The 18,253-nt window shown below is 64.3% G+C and carries 17 protein-coding genes; 7 read left to right on the top strand and 10 right to left on the bottom strand.

Annotated elements, in window-relative coordinates:
* A partial coding sequence (locus tag VKR55_RS17785) for a hypothetical protein (protein WP_324405285.1) occupies positions 1-654 on the top strand: 654 nt, incomplete at its 5' end.
* 102 nt (positions 655-756) lie between these two features.
* Here the strand turns inward: VKR55_RS17785 and VKR55_RS17780 are convergent.
* The 6 genes from VKR55_RS17780 to VKR55_RS17755 all read right to left on the bottom strand — a co-directional run bounded on the left by VKR55_RS17780 (position 757) and on the right by VKR55_RS17755 (position 7,003).
* Complete coding sequence (locus tag VKR55_RS17780) at positions 757-1,215, bottom strand: PAS domain-containing protein (protein WP_324405283.1); 459 nt, start codon at positions 1,213-1,215, stop codon at positions 757-759.
* Between the two features lie 246 nt (positions 1,216-1,461).
* Complete coding sequence (locus VKR55_RS17775) at positions 1,462-1,677, bottom strand: hypothetical protein (RefSeq protein ID WP_324405282.1); 216 nt, start codon at positions 1,675-1,677, stop codon at positions 1,462-1,464.
* A gap of 38 nt (positions 1,678-1,715) precedes the next feature.
* Positions 1,716-2,015, bottom strand: a complete 300-nt coding sequence (locus VKR55_RS17770; protein ID WP_324405281.1) for a hypothetical protein — start codon at positions 2,013-2,015, stop codon at positions 1,716-1,718.
* 220 nt (positions 2,016-2,235) lie between these two features.
* Complete coding sequence (locus VKR55_RS17765) at positions 2,236-2,718, bottom strand: AraC family transcriptional regulator (RefSeq protein ID WP_324405279.1); 483 nt, start codon at positions 2,716-2,718, stop codon at positions 2,236-2,238.
* A gap of 211 nt (positions 2,719-2,929) precedes the next feature.
* Positions 2,930-3,937 (bottom strand): alpha/beta hydrolase, encoded by a 1,008-nt coding sequence (locus tag VKR55_RS17760; RefSeq protein WP_414642391.1) that lies wholly within the window; start codon positions 3,935-3,937, stop codon positions 2,930-2,932.
* Between the two features lie 129 nt (positions 3,938-4,066).
* Positions 4,067-7,003 (bottom strand): ATP-binding protein, encoded by a 2,937-nt coding sequence (locus VKR55_RS17755; RefSeq protein ID WP_324405278.1) that lies wholly within the window; start codon positions 7,001-7,003, stop codon positions 4,067-4,069.
* A 643-nt stretch (positions 7,004-7,646) separates the two neighbouring features.
* Between VKR55_RS17755 and VKR55_RS17750 the strand changes: the two genes are divergently transcribed.
* Together VKR55_RS17750 and VKR55_RS17745 are read left to right on the top strand one after the other, a co-directional pair.
* The gene (locus tag VKR55_RS17750; protein WP_324405277.1) at positions 7,647-8,375 is read left to right on the top strand and encodes a sterol desaturase family protein; all 729 of its coding nucleotides are present in this window, start codon (positions 7,647-7,649) and stop codon (positions 8,373-8,375) included.
* Entirely contained in the window at positions 8,372-9,502 is a 1,131-nt protein-coding gene (locus VKR55_RS17745) for a dATP pyrophosphohydrolase (protein WP_324405276.1), read from the top strand. Before VKR55_RS17750 ends, VKR55_RS17745 begins: the two co-directional genes overlap by 4 nt.
* Before the next feature lie 13 nt (positions 9,503-9,515).
* On the opposite strand, the gene VKR55_RS17740 is transcribed toward VKR55_RS17745, so the two are convergent.
* Both VKR55_RS17740 and VKR55_RS17735 read right to left on the bottom strand, forming a co-directional pair.
* Positions 9,516-10,469, bottom strand: a complete 954-nt coding sequence (locus tag VKR55_RS17740; RefSeq protein WP_324405275.1) for an NAD-dependent epimerase/dehydratase family protein — start codon at positions 10,467-10,469, stop codon at positions 9,516-9,518.
* Positions 10,466-12,220 (bottom strand): fatty acyl-AMP ligase, encoded by a 1,755-nt coding sequence (locus VKR55_RS17735; RefSeq protein WP_324405274.1) that lies wholly within the window; start codon positions 12,218-12,220, stop codon positions 10,466-10,468. Before VKR55_RS17735 ends, VKR55_RS17740 begins: the two co-directional genes overlap by 4 nt.
* A 156-nt stretch (positions 12,221-12,376) precedes the next feature.
* On the opposite strand from VKR55_RS17735, the gene VKR55_RS17730 reads away from it, so the two are divergent.
* The 4 genes from VKR55_RS17730 (at position 12,377) to VKR55_RS17715 (ending at position 16,592) form a co-directional block, all read left to right on the top strand.
* Positions 12,377-13,345 (top strand): glycosyltransferase, encoded by a 969-nt coding sequence (locus VKR55_RS17730; RefSeq protein WP_324405273.1) that lies wholly within the window; start codon positions 12,377-12,379, stop codon positions 13,343-13,345.
* Between the two features lie 426 nt (positions 13,346-13,771).
* The gene (locus tag VKR55_RS17725) at positions 13,772-14,899 is read left to right on the top strand and encodes an inositol-3-phosphate synthase (RefSeq protein WP_324405272.1); all 1,128 of its coding nucleotides are present in this window, start codon (positions 13,772-13,774) and stop codon (positions 14,897-14,899) included.
* Positions 14,896-15,612 (top strand): phosphocholine cytidylyltransferase family protein, encoded by a 717-nt coding sequence (locus tag VKR55_RS17720; RefSeq protein WP_324405270.1) that lies wholly within the window; start codon positions 14,896-14,898, stop codon positions 15,610-15,612. The genes VKR55_RS17725 and VKR55_RS17720 overlap by 4 nt, the downstream gene beginning before the upstream one ends.
* Positions 15,613-15,659: 47 nt before the next feature.
* A complete protein-coding gene (locus VKR55_RS17715; RefSeq protein WP_324405269.1) occupies positions 15,660-16,592 on the top strand; it encodes a CDP-alcohol phosphatidyltransferase family protein in 933 nt (310 codons plus the stop codon).
* Here the strand turns inward: VKR55_RS17715 and lptG are convergent.
* Together lptG and VKR55_RS17705 are read right to left on the bottom strand one after the other, a co-directional pair.
* Positions 16,569-17,696 carry an LPS export ABC transporter permease LptG gene (gene lptG / locus VKR55_RS17710; protein WP_324405268.1) on the bottom strand — a complete coding sequence of 376 codons (1,128 nt, stop codon included), beginning with the start codon at positions 17,694-17,696 and terminating at the stop codon, positions 16,569-16,571. The two genes, VKR55_RS17715 and lptG, sit on opposite strands and share 24 nt — an antisense overlap.
* Positions 17,693-18,253: LptF/LptG family permease (locus VKR55_RS17705; protein ID WP_324405266.1), on the bottom strand; the 561-nt coding region annotated here is incomplete at its 5' end. The genes lptG and VKR55_RS17705, both read right to left, overlap by 4 nt.

The following is an 18,253-nucleotide window of genomic DNA, read 5'->3' as shown; positions in this document are numbered from 1 at the left end:
CTGCGCAAAGCCTGCACCGAGATCGCCCTCGCCCCGCTCGCCACGGCCGCGATCGGCACGGTGCTGGCCGGCGGTGCCCAGGGCGAGCCGGCCGCGCCGGCCTTCCTGCGGCTCGTCGAGGAGCGCACCGGCGGCAATCCGCTGTTCATGCGGGTCACGCTCGAGCATCTGCTCGAGAGCGGCGAGGTCGCGCGCACGGCTCGCGGCTGGCGGCCCGTCGTTCCCCTCGACCAACTGGCGTCCGAGGTGCCGCCGACGCTCGCGCGCGTGATCGAGGCCAAAATCGCGGGGCTGAGCGATGACCAGCGGCGCGTGCTGGATGCGGCAAGCGTGGCCGGCGCTCGCTTCGATCCGCTGACGGCGGCGCGCGCCGCCCAGATGGATGAGCTGTCGTTCGAGGCCGTGTGCGAGGGGCTCACCCCGAGCGTGCTGCGCCGGGACCGGCTGCTGACCCTTCCGGACAATCGGGTTGTTCGGACCTATAGCTTCAATCACGCGCTCTATCGGCAAGTGGTCTACGATCGTATCGGGCAGGTGCGCCGCGCCCTCCTGCACCGCGCGATCGGCGAGCGCCTTGAGGAGATCTATCCGCCGGACCAGCGCGGCGACATGGCCGTTCGGCTCGTGCAGCACTTTGTGGCTGCAGGAGATTAGGCCCGAGCGCTGGGCCATCTCTGATCCGGCTCACCGATGAACGGCTAACGGCTTATCAAGGTGTACATGAAGCGATGCTGCACGGAGCGCCATCGCGGCGCGCTAGAACGCCCGCTCGACGTGATACCCGCAGAGGATCATGTTGACGGTCTCACCGTTGGCTGACAGCGGTAACGCGATGCGTTCATATTCAAGATAGCGACCGTCGGTGTCCTTCGCGAACTTGGCGCGGAGTACGTTGGGACGGCGCTCTCTGACGACTTCGGCCAGTTGCTCCAGAAGCTGCCTGCGGCTGCCGTCGAAGTCGCATTCCGACATCAGCTTGCCGGTGAGGTCGTCCCCGTAGGCGCGCGCTAGCTCCGTTCCGAACAGCCGGACATGGAAATCTCCATCGACCACGTCGTAAAGTGCGAGGTAAGGCAGCATCGACACCAGCTCTCCGGGCTGGATGTCAGCGCGCGACGGCGCCATGCGCTCGCCTCGCTTCCCGCGCCAGTACCTCAGCAGTATCTGCAGGGCGGGATCCTGCGGATTGGTAAGGTGCTCGACTGTGCCGGGCATCGTCGTCCTTTGTGTTGCGGCCCTTCGGGAACTCCGCGGAGGCCGTCCTTTCGCCCTCGGCGCCGAGCACGTCGCCGGGCCGCGTCGCTGGGCGCCGCAACTGCATGAGCGCGCAGGAGATTACATCCGGCCGACTGCCGGCTTGCATCCCCTGAACGGGGGACATACGGGTAGCTTTTGGGGGGAGTAGTCGACTATCGGGGCGCACCCGGCCGGCCCCGATTAAGGGAGCGCGCCTTATGGCATTCAGCTTCGCCCGCGAGCGGTCGAACGGGGCGGCAGGCAGAGACCGGTATTGTCGACGATCAGCCGCATGTACTTAGGCGAATCCGGCTCGCGCCTGCGTGTCGGCGCCGGATAAGCGCCGCCGTTCCATTGCTCGTGCAACAGCCGGAACTGCATTTCCCAGTAGCGACAATATTCGTCCATCAAGCGCCAGAAAAATTGCTCCGCAGAAAGCACATCCACCTCCTCACCAAACGATAATTTATAGGTCCCGACTATACGGCGTGCAGTCTATAAAGGGCCCGCAGACCGCTATCCGTGACGAGCACGCCCCGCTCGATAAGCTCCGTCATGAACTGTTCGAGGGTGGCGCAGATGCAAATATCCTCGGGCTGCTCCAAGTCATCGGGCATCCCGGATCCTGCCACCGCGCGATTGATCGCCGCCCTACGGGCGTAATTCGCGTCCTCGATCCGGCGATATACGTATCCATGGCTTACGCCATACTCGACCGTCCAGATATCGAAGGCATAGCCCCCGGGCCTCGTCAAAACCGGTCCCACCACCACGCCCATAACACTTCCCTCTCCAAGAATTCCTCGGGAGAACACCTCCAGATAGCTAAGATGCTGCGACTATTCGCATTTCCGATCACGAAACCGGAAGATGCACTTTGGGAATATCGCTCCAGGTCGCCCGACAGATCCGGGTCTGGGTGCACGCCTCATCGAGCAAGTACAAGCCGATCCATCTGGAAGCCGTCCCCGGACGGACGGGCCTGCTTCCCAGCTTTGTTCAACCGCCGTTTGCGCGATTGCGCCGCCAGGCACTTGGGGTCTCGCCCGTCGCCTGGCGGAAGAATCTGGAGAAATGCGCCTGGTCTGCGAGGCCGCATGCGAGCGCGATCTGGCTCAACGGGTCGGTGGTTTCAAGCATCAGTTCCTGCGCCCGCTCCAATCGCGCCCGCATGATGTAGGCGTGGGGAGTCTCGTCGAAGCTCTCCTTGAAGGCGCGGCAGAAATACCCGACGCTGAGCGAGGCAAGTTTGGCCAGGTCCTCCAGCGGGATCGGTCCCTCAATGTGACGTTCGACGTAGTCTTGGACCTTGCGCTTCTGCCAAGGCGCCAGCCCCCCTCGCGCAGGAGGCGTGTGTAGTATTTCGGGAGAAATGGCCCGAAGAAGCGCTGCCAGACGGGCGGTCGCCCTGATTGCGCCTCCCAGGTCATGGTCCAGGGCGATGCGCACATCCTCGATTAGCTCCACGGCCTCGATCGCCACGTCGGCCTCCCTAGATGGGGTGTACTCGTCAGCACTCCAGACTTCCAACGGCCAGCACCGAAGCTCTGCGGCTTGTTCGCTAGTCATCGTGAGAATCGTGAAAAATCAGGGGCTATATTTTCCTGCCTCAGCGGTTTCATCGGGTGTCGTACCTCTCCTCTTTTTCTGAATGTGCGTCGTTCGGAGCTCCAAACTTGCCGCCGAACCATCGTTATTCGAGAACGGACTTGAGGGCGGCAATCGCCTGCGCAATCGCGCCGCGGACCGCCGGCGTGTCGGCCAGGGCATTGAGCATGACGAAATCGTGGATCGTGCCGTTGTATCTCGTACAGGTGACGCGCACGCCGGCTTGCGACAACTTGCGGGCGTAGCACTCGCCTTCATCGCGCAGGACGTCATTTTCAGCGACGATGACCACCGCATCGGGCAAGCCCGTCAGTTGATCGACGGCGGCGCTGAGCGGCGTCGCGGTGATTTGCTTTCGCGCGGCCTCGTCCGGGAGATAAGCATCCCAAAACCATTCCATGGCTGGCTTCGTCAGCCAGGGACCATTCGTAAAGGTCGCGTAGGACGCGGTGTCGAAATCGCAGCCGGTGACCGGATAGAACAGCACCTGCAAATCGATCTTCGGACCGCGGCGTTCCTTCGCCATCAGGGTAACCGCCGCGGCCATGTTGCCGCCGACGCTGTCGCCGACTATGGCGAGGCGCGTGGGATCGACGCCGAGACGCGCGCCGTGTTCGACCACAAACCTGGTGGCGGCGTAGATCTGTTCGATCGCGACCGGATATCTCGCTTCCGGCGCGCGGTCGTAATCGACAAAAAACAATGCGGCGCGGGCGCCGACGGCGATTTCGCGCACTAAACGGTCATGTGTGCCCGTATCGCCGAGGATCCAGCCGCCGCCATGGACATACATCACCACGGGCAGGGCTTCCGTGGCGCCTTCCGGTTGGATGACCCGAATTCGCACCGAACCTGTGGGACCGACGGGAAAGGCCGTATCTTCCAGACGTACGGCCGGCTTGCCAACCTCCGTGGCCTGGATGTCAGTCAGCAGTTTTCGCGCATCGGCCGGCGATAGCGTGTATATCGGCGGGCCCCCGGCGAGCGCTACGGCATCGACGAACTGCTGGGTCACCGGCTCGAGAAACGGTGCGTCGGCGGCATCTGTGACCTTCTCCGCGTCTGTCGACAAAATCGGCCCCTGGCTCAGCAACGATGGTGCTTCGACCTTCGCCGCAATGATGAGCGGGCCCGCGATCAGGTCCCAGTCAAACGTCGTTAATTCCCGTGATTTCTCGGAGGCGACTGTGAAACGTGCCGACCTTGACGCCGGCGCCTGCGGCTAGCGACGCCCCAGCGAAAGTTCATCCAGCAGTTTCTTCGCGAGCCTGAGATCGCCGGTCCCATGGCCTTCATTGAAGCGACCATAGACCGGATGGAGCAGGTCGTAGGCTTCGCCGATGCGGCCCTGATCCCGTTTCAATCGGGCCAGGCTGATGGCGGTACGCAAGGCCCATCCCAAGGCTTCTTGCGTTCGAGCCAACTCGAGTGACTGGCGATAGTGGGCCTCGGCCGCCGCCGCGGCGTCCTCGCCGCCCACGTGCAATGTGACCACGCCCTTGATGCGTGACAGCTCGGGGCAGTACCAGCGTTCCTCGCCCTGGGCGCATCGCGCGATCGCCTCATCGATCACCACCGATGCCTGCGCGAAATCCCCGGTGTCTGCCAGGCCGTCGGCCAGCGCCCCCAGAAACGCCGTGAGATACTGGACGAAACTGGCTTGGCGCAGCTGGTCGACACCCGCGCGAAGCCGCGGCAACCCAGCCGCCGGGTCGCCGCGCTTGATCAGCAGTTCCCCTGCGAAGCAGCCGCCATAGGCGTGCCAGATATCGAGTACATCCCGCGTTGTTTCATCGAGCAGCATCGTCGTGTAGCGTTCCGCCGCCTCGAGATCGCCGGCCAAGAGAGCGACCGGGCACGCTGCCTGAGCAAGCGCGTTGCACAGCGACAGCGTGTGATTGATCGAAACGGCGTCGGCGATATTGAGTTCGACGCAGCGCAGGGCTTGATCCGGGAATCCCTGCAGCCAAAGGACGCGCGACAGGGTCATCCGTGCGGTCACCCGCTGGTCGAATTGAAATCGGACCGCATGCGACCGGCTGACCGGGGCAATATAGCTGGCGAGCATCCGCTCGATGTGCCGCCTTGCACCCGACTGGTCGCCCAGGAAATGCAGCGCGACGCCGGTTAGCCGGTCGCCGAGCAGTCGGTCATTGGCATCCGCCCTTTCCGAGGCCAGGCTCAAAAACCGCTTGGCAAGAGCCAGCGCGCCGCCGAATTCTCCGCGGTTGACGCAGGTCGCCCATCGCCCCCAGAGCGCCCGCAACTGGTAGTCGGTATCATCCAGCGCTTCTGCGATCTGCGAGGCGGTCATCCACGCGGCGCCGGTATCTCGGCCGGATACCGTCGTATACATTTGCGACCAGGCGACCGCCGCGTAGAGTTGCATCCGGCTCCGTTCGTCGTTGGTCGCACCTTGCTCGAGCGTGCTGAGCGCATGCTCCGCCCGCGTGCGGCACTCCTCCATCAGCGACATCTCGAACCACAGGGGCACCGCGGCGACCGTCAGCGCCACGCCGATCGACGCGTCGCCGTCCGGCGAAAAAGCCCAGTCCAGCGCGCCCCGGAGATCATCGATCTGCGGCGCGTAGGCGGACAGCCACTCGGCCGTCTGCCGCGTCTCCCAGTCGGCTTTGGCGCGCTCGAACAGGTCGCGCTGATGCTGCGCGTGGCGCCGGGCCGTCGCTTGAAATTCGCCGACTTCAGTCAGCTTTTTCAGGGCGTAGGCGCGCGCCGTGTCGGTCAGGCGATAATATACGACCTCGCCACCGACATCCGCCCCGACCAGCGACTTCTCGACGAGATCGGCAATGTTCTCGTCCACGTCCGCAGCCGCAAGGTCGTCATCTCCCGCGACCGCACTTGCTGCTCCCATGGTGAAGCGTCCGGCAAATACGCCCAATCGGCGCAGGACGACACGCTCGGTCTCGGAGAGCAGCACATAGCTCCAATCGAACGTCGCGCTAAGGGTCTGATGCCGCGGCAGAGCCGTCCGCCGGCCACGGGTCAGGAGCGTAAACAGATTGTCCAGACGCGCCGCCACCCCGCGAACGCCAAAGGCGTCGGTGCGCCCGGCGGCGAGTTCGATCGCGAGCGCGATCCCGTCCAGCCGGCGGCAGATCTGGGCTACGACCGGGGCATCCGCATCCGTGAGCTCATAGCCATCGGCGGTTGCCGCCGCGCGCTCGACGAAAAGCTGGATGGCTGGAAAGGTGAGGGCCTCGGCCGCGGTGAGTCCGGCTGACGCCGGGGCGATCTCCAGTGGCAACAAGCGCTGCACGCGTTCATCTTCCGCACGCAAGGGCTCCCGGCTGGTTGCCAGGATATGCACCCGCGGCGCCCCCCTCAGGACTTCTTCCGCCAATACCGCCGCCTCCTCGACAACATGCTCGCAGTTGTCGAGGAGGAGCAGCATGTGCTTGTCTTTCAAAAAAGACGTCAGTGCCGGATATGGGCTTTCCGAGCGAATGGCGACACCCAGCACGGACGCGAGCGCGCTGGGCACAAGCTGAGGATCGCTCAGCGGGGCAAGATCAACGAACCGCACACCGTCTTTGTAGGACGGCATCAGTTCCTCGGCGACCGCCAGGGCGACCGTGGTCTTGCCAATCCCACCCGGTCCAATGATCGTGATGAAGCGGCTCCGCTGCAGCCGGCTGCCGACCATGGCGACGACCTGGGCGCGGCCGATCGGTCGGGTGAGGCGACCGGGAAGGTTGCTCCCCTTGGGAACGACCTGGGCCTGTACCGGGTCGCTTGTGGAGCGCACGACTGCCGCCACAAAGCGATAACCCCGACCCGGCTCGGTAACGACGTAGCTTTCACCCATCCCTCCCTCGGCCAGTACTTGCCGCAGGGCGGTCATCTGAGCGCGGAGATTTGATTCCTCGACCGTGACCCCGGACCAGACGCGGGCAATAAGCGCATCTTTCTCGAGTAATTCCCCGGCGCACTCGACCAGGGCGACCAGAATGTCGAAGGCACGGCTACCCAACGAAACCGGGGTGCCGTTCTGGAGCAGGAGATGCTGACGCGGAAACAGGCGGAAGGGGCCAAACGAGAAAGTCACTTCGGCGGGAGCGTTGGCGCGGTCGTGCGTGTCGCCTTCGTTCTCGAACGCGGAGGATTTGGAACCGTCGCCTTTCCCGGCGCTTGTCATTCTGCGCTCAACCTTTTTCAGTTGCGAAGCGCATCCAAGTCAGGAATGCCAGGACGATCTGGACCCAGACTTACGGCGCGGCTAAGTAGCGGAACCCCTGGATGAGGTATCGTTTCCCATGTGGCAATGATTTCCTAGGGAGATTGGTAGAATCCGTCAGGAAATTGCGCCATTTATTGGTTCAAAAGTTGCGATTCAGACTGGCTTGCGCTGCTACAATATTCGGTTGCGCCATCGTCGCACTTCAATCGTTGTGCCCGTCAGTTGACAATCATAGCTGCCCCGCGGCCGATCGGAAAGTTCGATGTCTCGACTGTTGGCGCTGGATGCGTCGGCACGCTTAGGCGGTCTAGCAAGCTTCCGGTCCCGAGCGCGTGGCATCGGTTTTCGCATGCCTCTTCAAAGGCTCAGCCACATTGACTCATGGCATGGCGCACACGAGATCATGCCGAGATCATGCCGGTGCGGCGGCTTTACCGTCGCACAGGTTCTGAGATAGAGAATGGCCGGGTTTTCGCGGTTGCGGCCCGGTATCGCGGTCCGACGTGCCGTTCTCAGGTGGGCTCCAGGGTATAGGAACGGAATGGCGCAGAAATTTGGTTGGGCACGTGCTTGGCAAGGACGCAGTTACGATCTCGGGCGCATGACGCTGCCCGAACTCTGGCTGGCGTACGCCACTTATCCGGCGATTATCCTCTATGCCCTGTCCGGTGTCGCGGCGGCGGCCGTCGCCCTCGCCTTGACGACGCGGTGGACGGAGATCGCGCTGCCCGTCGTGGCTGTGCTCATCGCCTATCCGGTGGCGTGGTATCTGATCCACCGGTTCATTCTTCACGGCCGCTGGCTCTACAAGATGAAATGGTCGGCCGCGCTGTGGAAGCGCATCCATTTCGACCATCACCAGGACCCGCACCGGCTCGAGGTACTGTTCGGCTCGCCGGGCAACACGCTGCCGACCATTGCCCTCGTGACCCTGCCGATCGGCTATGCGATCGCGGCCTGGCCCGGTGCGGCGGCCGCCCTGGCGGCGGGGCTGGTGACGACCTGCGTCTACGAATTCGTCCATTGCATCCAGCACCTCAACTACAAGCCCAAAAGCCGTCTCGTCCTGCGCATGAAGCAGAACCATCTCGCGCACCATTTCCACAACGAGAACGGCAATTACGGGATCATAAGCTTCATGCCCGACGTGCTGCTCGGCACCTACTATCGCCATGCGCGCGAGGTCCCGAAGAGCCCGAGCGTCTATAATCTCGGCTATGACCTCGATGAAGCGCGCCGCTATCCGCGCGTGATGGAACTGACCGGCGCGCCGCCCCGCGATCGCCCCCCGTCCGCCTTTGCTCCTTCCGACCTGAAAGCCACTCTGTGACAACAGTCGAGATCGTTCCCGTTCAGGGCCGCGCGCTGCTCAATCGCTTCATCCGCCTTCCCGAACGGTTTCATCGCGATGATCCGCACTACATCGCGCCGCTGCATCTCGAACGCCTGGAGGCGCTGACGCCGAAGAACCCGTTCTTCGGCCATGCCGACGTCCAGTTCTGGATCGCGCGGAAGGACGGTCGCGACGTCGGCCGCATCAGCGCGCAGATCGATCATCAGGCGCTGGCCGCGCGTCCCGACGCGACGGGCCAGTTCGGGCTCATCGCCGGCGAGGATGATCCGGCGGTGTTCGAAGCGCTGATCAGGGCGGCTGCAGACTGGCTGCGCGCCCGCGGCATGAAACGCATGCAGGGTCCGTTCAACCTCAACATCAATGAGGAAATGGGGCTTCTGGTCGATGGCTTCGACACGCCGCCCATGCTGCTGATGGGCCACGACCGCCCCTATGTCGGCCGGCACCTCGAGGCGCTGGGGCTGCGCAAGGAGAAGGACGTCTACGCCTATATCTACGACATCACCGACGACCTGCCGGCCGGCGCGCGGCGGCTGCTCGATCGGCCGTTGCCGAAGGATTTCAGGGTCCGGCGCCTCGATCTCAAGCGGTACAATGACGAAGTCCGGGTTATCACCGACATCTTCAACGATGCGTGGCTCGAGAACTGGGGTTTCGTGCCGCTCAGCGAAATCGAGACGGATCATCTGGCGAAGTCGCTGAAGCCACTGCTTGATCCGCGCCTGGTCAGCATCGTCGAGCACAATGGCGAGCCGGTCGGCTTTCTCGTCTGCCTGCCCAATCTCAACGAAGCGATCCGGGACCTAGGCGGCAGGCTTCTTCCCTTCGGCTGGGCCAAATTGCTGTGGCGCCTGAAGGTCTCGGGCGTCAAGACGGCGCGCGTGCCGCTGATGGGCGTCAAGCGTTCGGCTGCGCGCGGCGTGATCGGCAAGCTGCTGCCGTTCCTGCTGATCGACGCCGTCCGCAAGGAGGCCGCCCCCATGGGGTTCACCCATGTCGAGCTTTCGTGGATCCTCGAGGACAACCTGCCGATGCGCCACATCAACGAAAGCCTCGGCGGCACCGCCTACAAGACCTACCGTATCTACGAAATGCCGCTTTAGCCCGGGGCGCCGGTCACCGCAGCCACCCGGCCGCCTTGTACCAGGCGGCCGTTTCGCGAAAGCCCTCGGCAATACTGATCTTCGGCTGATGGATCGCCTGCGGCAGCATTTCGCCCGGTGCGACCGACCAGTCGGGGTGCAGCATCTCTCGCGCCTTGCCGGCGGTGAAGATCGGCGTCTGGCCGCGGATCCGGCCCCACCATCCGGATGCAGTGCCGGCAGTCAGCAGCACTCCTGCCGGGATGCGCATGAAGCGTGGCCTGCTGCCGATGGCGCGGGAGGCTTCGCTCAATAGCTGGCTGATGGTGTACCCATCGGGATTGGTGTCCGCGAGGGCGTATAGCCGGGCATCGCCAATGCCCATGGCAAGCCGCGCAATGGCGTCGGCGGCGTCGGCGACATGGACAATGGCGGCACGGCCCGATCCGAAGACCGGCACGATGGCCTGTGAAGCGGCCTTGAAGATCGCCAGCGTCTCGCGGTCCCACGGCCCGTAAATCGCCGGCGGACGGACGATCACCAGACGATCGGGCGCATCGCCGAAGGCTTCCCGCGCGGCCTGTTCGCCCGCGCGCTTGCTGGCCGCATAGTCCGAGAGCTGCGGCTCGCGCGCGGCGAGCGACGAGATGGCGATGAAGCGGGCGCCAGGCGCGCGGCGCCGTGCAGCCGCTGCCATCGCGCGCGTTCCGTCGCCATTGGTCCGCAGAAACGCCGCGCGATCGCGCGCCTTGACGAGGCCCGCGGCATGCACGATCGCATCGGCACCCGCGGCCAGCCGCTCGAGGGTATGGACATCCTCGAGGCTGCCCGGCACGACGTCGAGAGCGATGCCGTTCCAGAGCTCATGCTCCGCATCCCGGCGCGCCAGGATGCGGACGTGCGCGCCTTCACGGGCGAGCGCCCTCACAAGATGCCGGCCGAGAAATCCCGTCGCGCCGGTCACGGCAACGACGCGGCCGCCGCTCATTCGGCCCCGGCGGCTGCCGTCATGGAGGCGGACGGGTGCGAGAAATCACCGGCGAGATACATCGTGCGTGCGCGGCTGCGGCTGAGCTTGCCCGACGAGGTCTGGGGCAGGCTGTGCGGCGGCACCAGGATGATCTTGGAATCGAGGCCGTGGCGGCCGCGGAAGACGTTGGCGATCTCGGTCGTGAGCGCCTCGCGCGTCACCGGATCGGTCGTGCGGCATTGAACCAGGGCCACGACCTGCTCATCCGTCTCGCCATCGACCGAGAAGACGACGACATCGCCGCTACGCAGTGCCGCGATCTCTGCTTCCGTCGCCCATTCCAGGTCCTGCGGCCACAGATTGCGGCCGTTGACGATGATGAGGTCTTTCGCCCGTCCGGTGATGACGACCTGTCCGTCGACGAGATAGCCGAGATCGCCGGTGTCGAGCCAGCCGTCGGCCGTCATCACCCGTGCGGTTTCCTCGGGCGCGCCGTAGTAACCGGTCATCAGGCTGGGGCCGCGCACGAAGATGCGCCCGACGAGACGGTCCGACAGCGGATGTCCCGCCTCGTTGCGCACCTCGATATCATGGCCGGGCAGCATGCGGCCGCACAGCACGAACGCACGGGTGCGCGCGGCCTCGTCCCGTGCCGGCACTGCGCGATGCTCGGTCTCGAGGATCGCGCCGTCGACGACGTCATACTGCGCGCCTTCGCCCGGCGGCATGAAGCTCAGCGCCAAGGTCGCCTCGGCCATGCCGTAGCTCGGCACGAACGCACCGGTCCCGAAGCCATGGGCTGCAAAGCGCTCGGCAAAGCGGGCGAGCACGTTGGGGCGGATCATGTCGCCGCCGATGCCGGCGCTGCGCCAGCTCGACAGGTCGATGCCATCGGTGGACGCGGTCTCGGCGCGTCGCACGCACAGTTCGTAGCCGAAGGACGGGCTGTACGAGATCGAGGCGCGGTTGCGGCTGATCAGGTTCAGCCACAGCAGCGGCCGGCGCGCGAAGTCGCGGGTCGAGATGATGTCGATCGACATTTGGCAAGCGAGCGGCGTCAGCAGAAAGCCGACGAGGCCCATGTCATGATAGAAAGGCAGCCATGTGACGCAGCGGTCGCCATCGACGGCGGCAAGCCCGTCATGCCCCATGCCGTGGGCGTTGGCCATGAAGGCGCGCTGGGTGACCGCGATGCCCAAGGGGAAGCGGGTGCTGCCCGACGAGAATTGCAGATAGCTGAGGCCGTCGGGATCCTGTTCCGGCAGGTCGCCGGCTAGGGGCGCGACTTCGGCGAGCCGGGCGAGGGTGCCCGAGATTTTCAGATCGAGGCCGGTGACCGCCTCGGCGAGCCAGGCTTCCAGCATCGCCGGGCCGAAGGCGGCGCTGACCTGCGCGCTCGCCATCATGCGCTGCAGATGGGAAATATAGACGTCCTTACCGCCGAACGCGGCCGGCAGCGGCAGCGGCGCCGGCACCAGCCCGGCATATTGGCAGGCAAAGAACGCGCGCACGAAGTCGCCGTCACTCTCGGCGACCAGTCCGACCCGCTCACCCGGTTCGAGGCCCGCAGCGAGCATCCGCCGGGCGAGGTCGATCGCCTGTTCGCGCAGCAGCCCGTAGGGCAGCGCCTCGCTGAGCGTGCCCTTCGCGGAATAGAAATTCAGGCCCGTCGGACCCTGCGCGGCATAGTCCAGTGCCTCCGCGATGCAGCCGAAATCCGCATAGCGGATGGGCAGTCCCGGATGATGGGAAGGGGTTGGTTCTGTCATATTAGAAATTGCTGTATCCCTTTTGCCCTTCAGCTAGCAGAATAAGGGGGGGTTGGCAACGTCCTCCCGCTCGACCCGCCAAGGCTGGGCAACGTTTTGTTGGGTTTTGATAATAGCGTTGTCGGACAGCACTTCACCCTAGGCAGAACAGATCTCATGACCATTCCCGCCCGAATACATTTCTGCTGGATCGGCTCCAGCCTGCCATGGGCTTATGTCTTTGCCATTTTGTCCGCCGCCGAGCGCGGCGAACTGCCGGAAATCATTCTCCACCACACCGATCCGCTGGAAGATGGTGCCGAACTGCGCGCGCTCAACCGCACCCCAGGTGTGCGCCTGTCACGGATTGACCCGCTCGCCTGTTTGACCGAAGCCGGGCAGCGGCTCGGCATGGGTGAGGAACTGGCGGCGCTTTACCGCGGGCTCGACAGCCCGGTGGTGCGGGCGGACATTCTGCGGGCGGCGATCCTATATCTGCAGGGCGGCGTGTACCTCGATCTCGACACGATCACGACGCAATCGCTGCTCCCCTTGCTCGGCGCGACGCAGTTTGTCGGTTCGGAGTTCATCGTATGGCCCCTCGCTGTGCGGGCTTCGCGCTCGCCGCTGGTGTGGGCGCGTCATCTGACGCTCGACGTCCTGCGCAAGATGCTCCGACGCATGCCCAACGGCTGGAAGGCGTTCAGGCGGATCGAGGAATTCTATTTCCGCGGGGTCAACAACGCGGTAATGGGGGCGTGCGAGAATTCGCCGTTTCTTGCAGATTATCTGCGCGCCATGGTGGCGGTGCCGGCCGCGCGCCGGGCCGAGGCCTACGCGCTGGGGCCGGACCTGCTGCAAGAGGTGGTCGATCGTTACCGCCAGGGCGATTTAATCATTCAGGAGCCGTGCGTCTTCTATCCGCTGCCGCCGAGGATCTCCGAGCAATGGTTCCGAATCGCGCGCGGCATGCGGTTGGACGGGGTTCTGTCAGCGGAGACCCGGGTGGTGCACTGGTACGCGTCGGTCCGCACCAAGGCACGGGTGGCGCAGATCGACCCGGACTATGTGCGGAAGCACCAGAAGAACCAGCTTTACAGTGCGCTGGTATGCGCCTGCATCCGCAACCTGCCGCAGGCGGCGTGAGACTGCCGCGAGGGACGGTCGCCCGCAAAAATCGCAACCCATTTCCCTCTTGCGCCGAAGGGGGCTTGCACAGATATGATTGTGACCGTTCCGCGAACACCCTCGATGTTGGCGGATAGGGTTTCAGCTTCCACGGGCCGGGACAAGTGATTTGCACCCGACCGAAGCGGTCTCACCGGTTTTCCTCTAGCATCACATGGGCCGTCCATAGATGAGGCGCTACCGCCCCGAGGCTTGGGGCATCTGCGACGCGCAGCATGCACGAGGCGTCGTTCAATTGCGATTGCGGATGAAGCGAGCGGCATGCGCCGAGACTCGCGGCATCTCCATTGGTGCGCAATTCGGGAGGAGCCAATGGAGCCGGTCGCGGAAAAATTTCGACGCAACCATTGCTTCCGAGCAAGTTAGCCACATACAGGGTACATCATGTTGAAAAAAGGCGGCATTCGCATCGCGATTGCAGGGCTTGGAAACTGCGCGAGCGCTCTGATCCAAGGCATTCACTATTACACTCCCGAGCGCTGCCGTGACGGTGTCGTCGGCTTGATGCACCGCGAGATCGGGGGGTATCTGCCCTGCGATATCCAAGTTGTGGCCGCCTTCGACGTCGACGCCCGCAAGGTCGGTACCGACGTCAGTCGCGCGATCTTCGCCAAGCCGAATTGCACGACGGTCTTCCAAAGCGACATCCCGGACAGCGGGGTCATCGTGCGCATGGCGCCGGTACTCGACGGCATCTCCGAGCATATGGCGGACTATGCCGACGATCGGACCTTCATCCGCTCGGATGCGAGGGAGCTGACCAAGGATGAGATCGTCAGCGAGCTGAAGCGCAGCGGCGCGGAAATTCTGCTGAACTACGTCCCCGTGGGATCGGAGAAGGCCGCACGCTTCTACGCGGAATGCGCGCTCGAGGCCGGTATCGCCTTCATCAACAACATGCCGGTGTTCATCGCCAGCGACAAGGCGTTCGCGGACCGGTTCAAGGCCCGCAACCTCCCGATCATCGGCGACGACATCAAGTCGCAGCTCGGCGCCACGATCACGCACCGGGTGCTGACGGATCTGTTCGCCAAGCGCGGGGTGAAGCTGCTCCGGACTTATCAGCTCAACACCGGCGGCAATACCGACTTCCTCAACATGAAGAACCAGCAGCGGCTGGCCTCGAAGAAGACGTCCAAGACGGAGGCGGTGCAGGCCGTCGCCAAGAAGCGCATCGAGGACGAGAACATCCATGTCGGCCCGAGCGACTATGTGCCGTGGCAGAACGACAACAAGATCTGCTTCATCCGCATGGAAGGGCATCTGTTCGGCGACGTGCCGATGGACCTGGAGCTGAGGCTGTCGGTCGAGGATTCGCCCAATTCCGCCGGCGTCGTCATCGACATGATCCGGTGCTGCAAGCTGGCGCTGGAGAACGGCATCGGCGGCGTGCTCGAGGGACCGAGCGCCTATTTCTGCAAGCATCCGCCGGTCCAATATACGGATGACGACGCGTATCAGATGATCGAGACCTTCATCCGCACCAGCACCGTGAAGCTCGCCGTTCGATGAAGTGCCTGATCGTTGCAGCCGGGCAGGGCGCCCGGCTGCGGGAGAAGGGTGAGCTGAAGCCACTGATCTCCATCAAGGGGACCCCGCTGATCGAGCGCGTCATCGGTCGCGCGCGTGATGCCGGGGTCGATGAGTTCGTCGTCGTCAGCGGCTACCGGGGCGCCGAGCTGCGCAGCCACCTCGACGATTTTTCCGCGCGCGAACAGGTCCGCACAACCCATGTCGTCAACGACGAGTGGGACCGGGCCAACGGCGTGTCGCTGCTCAAGGCCAAGCGGCACCTGGACGAGCCGTTCCTGCTGACGATGTGCGACCATCTGGTGGATCCGGAGATCTTCCGCAGCCTGATGGCGGCACCGTTCGAGCCGGAGACGGTCACCCTGGCGGTCGATTTCAACATCGACAATCCGTTGAACGATCCGGAAGACGTCACGCGCGTCAAATGCTCGGACGGCCGGATCGAGCACATCGGCAAGGTGATCCGCGACTTCAACGCCTTCGACACCGGCGTCTTCCTGTGCACCCCGATCATGTTCGCGGCGCTGGAGGAGAGCCAGGCCAATGGCGACGACAGCATTTCCGGCGCCATGAACGTGCTCGCGCGGTGGCGCAAGGCGCGCGTGTTTGACATCGGCAGCCATCCGTGGGTCGACGTCGACGATCCCATCGCGTTCGGCAAGGCCGAGAGGCTGCTCGAGTCGGGACAGCTCTGAGGTGACCGCCTCAGTGCATCGTCCGAGCGGCAGGAGAGCCTAAGGTCATGGAGACCGCTGAGCCGGTCCGGCGGACGCTGGAGATCGAAGAGGTCACCAACCTCTATTTCATCCACCCGATAGCAAGCCGCCTCACGCCACTGTTCGCGGCGCTGCGCATCCCGCCCAATGCCGTTTCCGTGGCGGGGATGGTGTTCGGGATATTGGCCGGCGTCGCCTACCATCATTACCAGGATCCGCGAAACGTCATCGCGGCCTTCGTTCTGATGATCGCGTGGCACGTGATGGATGGCGCCGACGGGCAGCTCGCGCGCCTGACAAATGCCCAGTCCGCCACCGGCAAGGTGCTCGACGGCATCTGCGACTATGTCACGTTCATTGCCGTCTATTCGGGCTTGGCGCTCAGCCTCAGCGGACAATATGGCGGCGAGGCGTGGATCCTCGTCATCGCTGCGGGCCTCTGCCATATCCTCCAGTCCGCCGCCTACGAGGTGCAGCGGCAGGAGTATAATTTCTGGGGTCTGGGACGGAAGTCGGCGGAATTCGTGGCCTTGACCGTTCCGCGGCGCGCGATTGCGGCCGGACCGCCGATGCAGCGGCTGGCCGATTTCGTGCACCGTGCTTACGTGCGCATTCAATTTCTCGCGGCCGGCGTCACCGTGGAATTCCACCAGAGGCTGACGGTCGCACTGACAGCGCATCCCGACCGCGACGCCGCCATCCGCGAGCAATATCGTCGCACTTTCGCACCGCTGGTCCGCCAATGGTCCGTGATGTCGGCGAACTATCGCACGCTCGGAATCTTCGTTTTCGCCCTGGCGGGGGCGCCCCAGTATTATTTCTGGCTCGAGATCGTCGGCGGCAGCGTGATCTCGGTCGCCCTGCTCCGCAAGCGTCAGGCGCGATACCGCTCGTTCTTCGAAGGTCTGGGAATGGCCGACGAGCCGCCCGTCGCGCTATCGATGCGCACGGCGGAATAGGTAAACCGCCAGGGCCATCAGCAGCAGCGACGGCACGAGCGCGGCAGCCGCCGGATTGAGGTTCAGCAGCAGGTCGAGGTGACCGACGATCTGCTGGGTCAGCGAGAACACGATGCCGACGATCGCGCCGATCGTGATCTGTCGCCCGGTGCTTTGGCCGCGGGGCGGCCCGAAGACGAAGGGGGCTGCCACCATGATCATCGCGACCAGCGACAGCGGCACGCTGATCTTCCGCCACAGCTCCTGTTCATAGCGCAGCGCTTGCTGGTTCCGCCGCCCGAGCTCCCGCACGTAGTGAAAGAGTGCCACCGGCGGCATGGTCTCCGGCGGCAGCATCAAAAGCTGGATCTGCTGGGCCGACGCGAAGGAATGCCAGGGCAGGGTCGCCAGGTGCTCGTTCTCGAACTGCGAGCCGTCGATCGTCTTTTTCAGCACGTCGGTCAGAAGCCACGTGCGGTCCGAATGGATGTCGGCGCGGTCCGCATGGATGAAGCTGGTCATGCTTCCGTCATCGGCGAACGCGTAGATGTCGATGTTCCGCGCGACCGTCGTGCCGTCGAAATGCTGCACGTTGAGATATTGACGGTCGCCCTGGATCCAGAAACTGCTGTCGTCCTGGTCGGATTCCGTGGAGGACAGGGCGGCCGCGCGCTGCGTCTGCGCGAGTTCCTGGGCCGGCGGCACCACGAATTCCGCGAGCAGGAACATGACGATGACGATCGGGACGGCAAGCTTGAGCACCGACCCGATGATACGGCTCTCGGAAATGCCGACGCTCCGCAGCGCCGTGAGCTCGGAGTTTCTGGCGAACGCGCCCAGCGCGAACAGGCAGCCGAGCAGCATCGAGACCGGCGTCACTTGCAGCACCCGGGACGGGGCGGTCAGCAGCACGTAGGTGAGGGCGTTGAGCAGGCCGTACCTGCCCTCGCCGACGGAGGCCAGTTGCTCGACGAATTCAAGCAGGCTGAACAAGGCGGTTAACGCCGCGACGACGGTAATGAACGCCCTGCAGGCCGCGACCGCGATATAGCGATCGAGCGGCGTCACCATTTTCGCCCACGCCGCCCGAAGCTGTGCGATCAGCCCGGCGGGATCCCGCATCATGCCCATCTGCGCTTGAACCTGACCCCTATGCCCGGCGCGAAGGCGATGAACAGCAGGACGAGTGCCAGAGCGGCCGGAGCCCACCAGATGCCCGGGAATTTGGCCACGACGCCGTGCTGGACCCAGGTCCGCGCCGACGTGCAGATGAGATAATATCCGGAATAGATCAGAATCGCCGTGCCGAATTTCTCGTACTTGCTTTGCCGCGGCTTGGCACGGCTGAGCGGTATTCCCAGCATGCCGAGCAGCAAGGTCGAGAAGGGGGTGGAAAGCCGCCACTGCATCTCGGCGATGTCCTTGGGCGCATCGGACGCGATGAGCTCGGCGCTGCTGGCGGCGACGGAGCTGTATTCGAGCGGCGTCTGATCGTGCCGGTTCGGGTCGACGATGATGCTCGACGCCGTCAGGACCCGATCGTCGTCTCCGGCTTCAGGGCTCAGCTCGTAGATGTGGGCGTCGGTCAGCAGAATCTCCGAGTCGCTGTGCTGGGCCGTCGGCGATAACGGGTATGCCAGCTTCGCATGAATGACCTCGGTATGGCCGTCATGCCAGCGCTT

It is taken from the genome of Bradyrhizobium sp. (assembly GCF_035309285.1).
Classification (GTDB): domain Bacteria; phylum Pseudomonadota; class Alphaproteobacteria; order Rhizobiales; family Xanthobacteraceae; genus Bradyrhizobium.
This window is presented reverse-complemented; position numbering and strand designations above follow the sequence as displayed.

Excerpts from the sequence above, each read along its gene's own strand:
- VKR55_RS17780 (WP_324405283.1), bottom strand. The coding sequence starts at position 1,215 with ATGCCCGGCACAGTCGAGCACCTTACCAATCCGCAGGATCCCGCCCTG.
- VKR55_RS17770 (WP_324405281.1), bottom strand. The coding sequence starts at position 2,015 with ATGGGCGTGGTGGTGGGACCGGTTTTGACGAGGCCCGGGGGCTATGCC.
- VKR55_RS17755 (WP_324405278.1), bottom strand. The coding sequence starts at position 7,003 with ATGACAAGCGCCGGGAAAGGCGACGGTTCCAAATCCTCCGCGTTCGAG.
- VKR55_RS17750 (WP_324405277.1), top strand. The coding sequence starts at position 7,647 with ATGACGCTGCCCGAACTCTGGCTGGCGTACGCCACTTATCCGGCGATT.
- VKR55_RS17740 (WP_324405275.1), bottom strand. The coding sequence starts at position 10,469 with ATGAGCGGCGGCCGCGTCGTTGCCGTGACCGGCGCGACGGGATTTCTC.
- VKR55_RS17735 (WP_324405274.1), bottom strand. The coding sequence starts at position 12,220 with ATGACAGAACCAACCCCTTCCCATCATCCGGGACTGCCCATCCGCTAT.
- VKR55_RS17730 (WP_324405273.1), top strand. The coding sequence starts at position 12,377 with ATGACCATTCCCGCCCGAATACATTTCTGCTGGATCGGCTCCAGCCTG.
- VKR55_RS17725 (WP_324405272.1), top strand. The coding sequence starts at position 13,772 with ATGTTGAAAAAAGGCGGCATTCGCATCGCGATTGCAGGGCTTGGAAAC.
- VKR55_RS17720 (WP_324405270.1), top strand. The coding sequence starts at position 14,896 with ATGAAGTGCCTGATCGTTGCAGCCGGGCAGGGCGCCCGGCTGCGGGAG.
- VKR55_RS17715 (WP_324405269.1), top strand. The coding sequence starts at position 15,660 with ATGGAGACCGCTGAGCCGGTCCGGCGGACGCTGGAGATCGAAGAGGTC.
- lptG (WP_324405268.1), bottom strand. The coding sequence starts at position 17,696 with ATGATGCGGGATCCCGCCGGGCTGATCGCACAGCTTCGGGCGGCGTGG.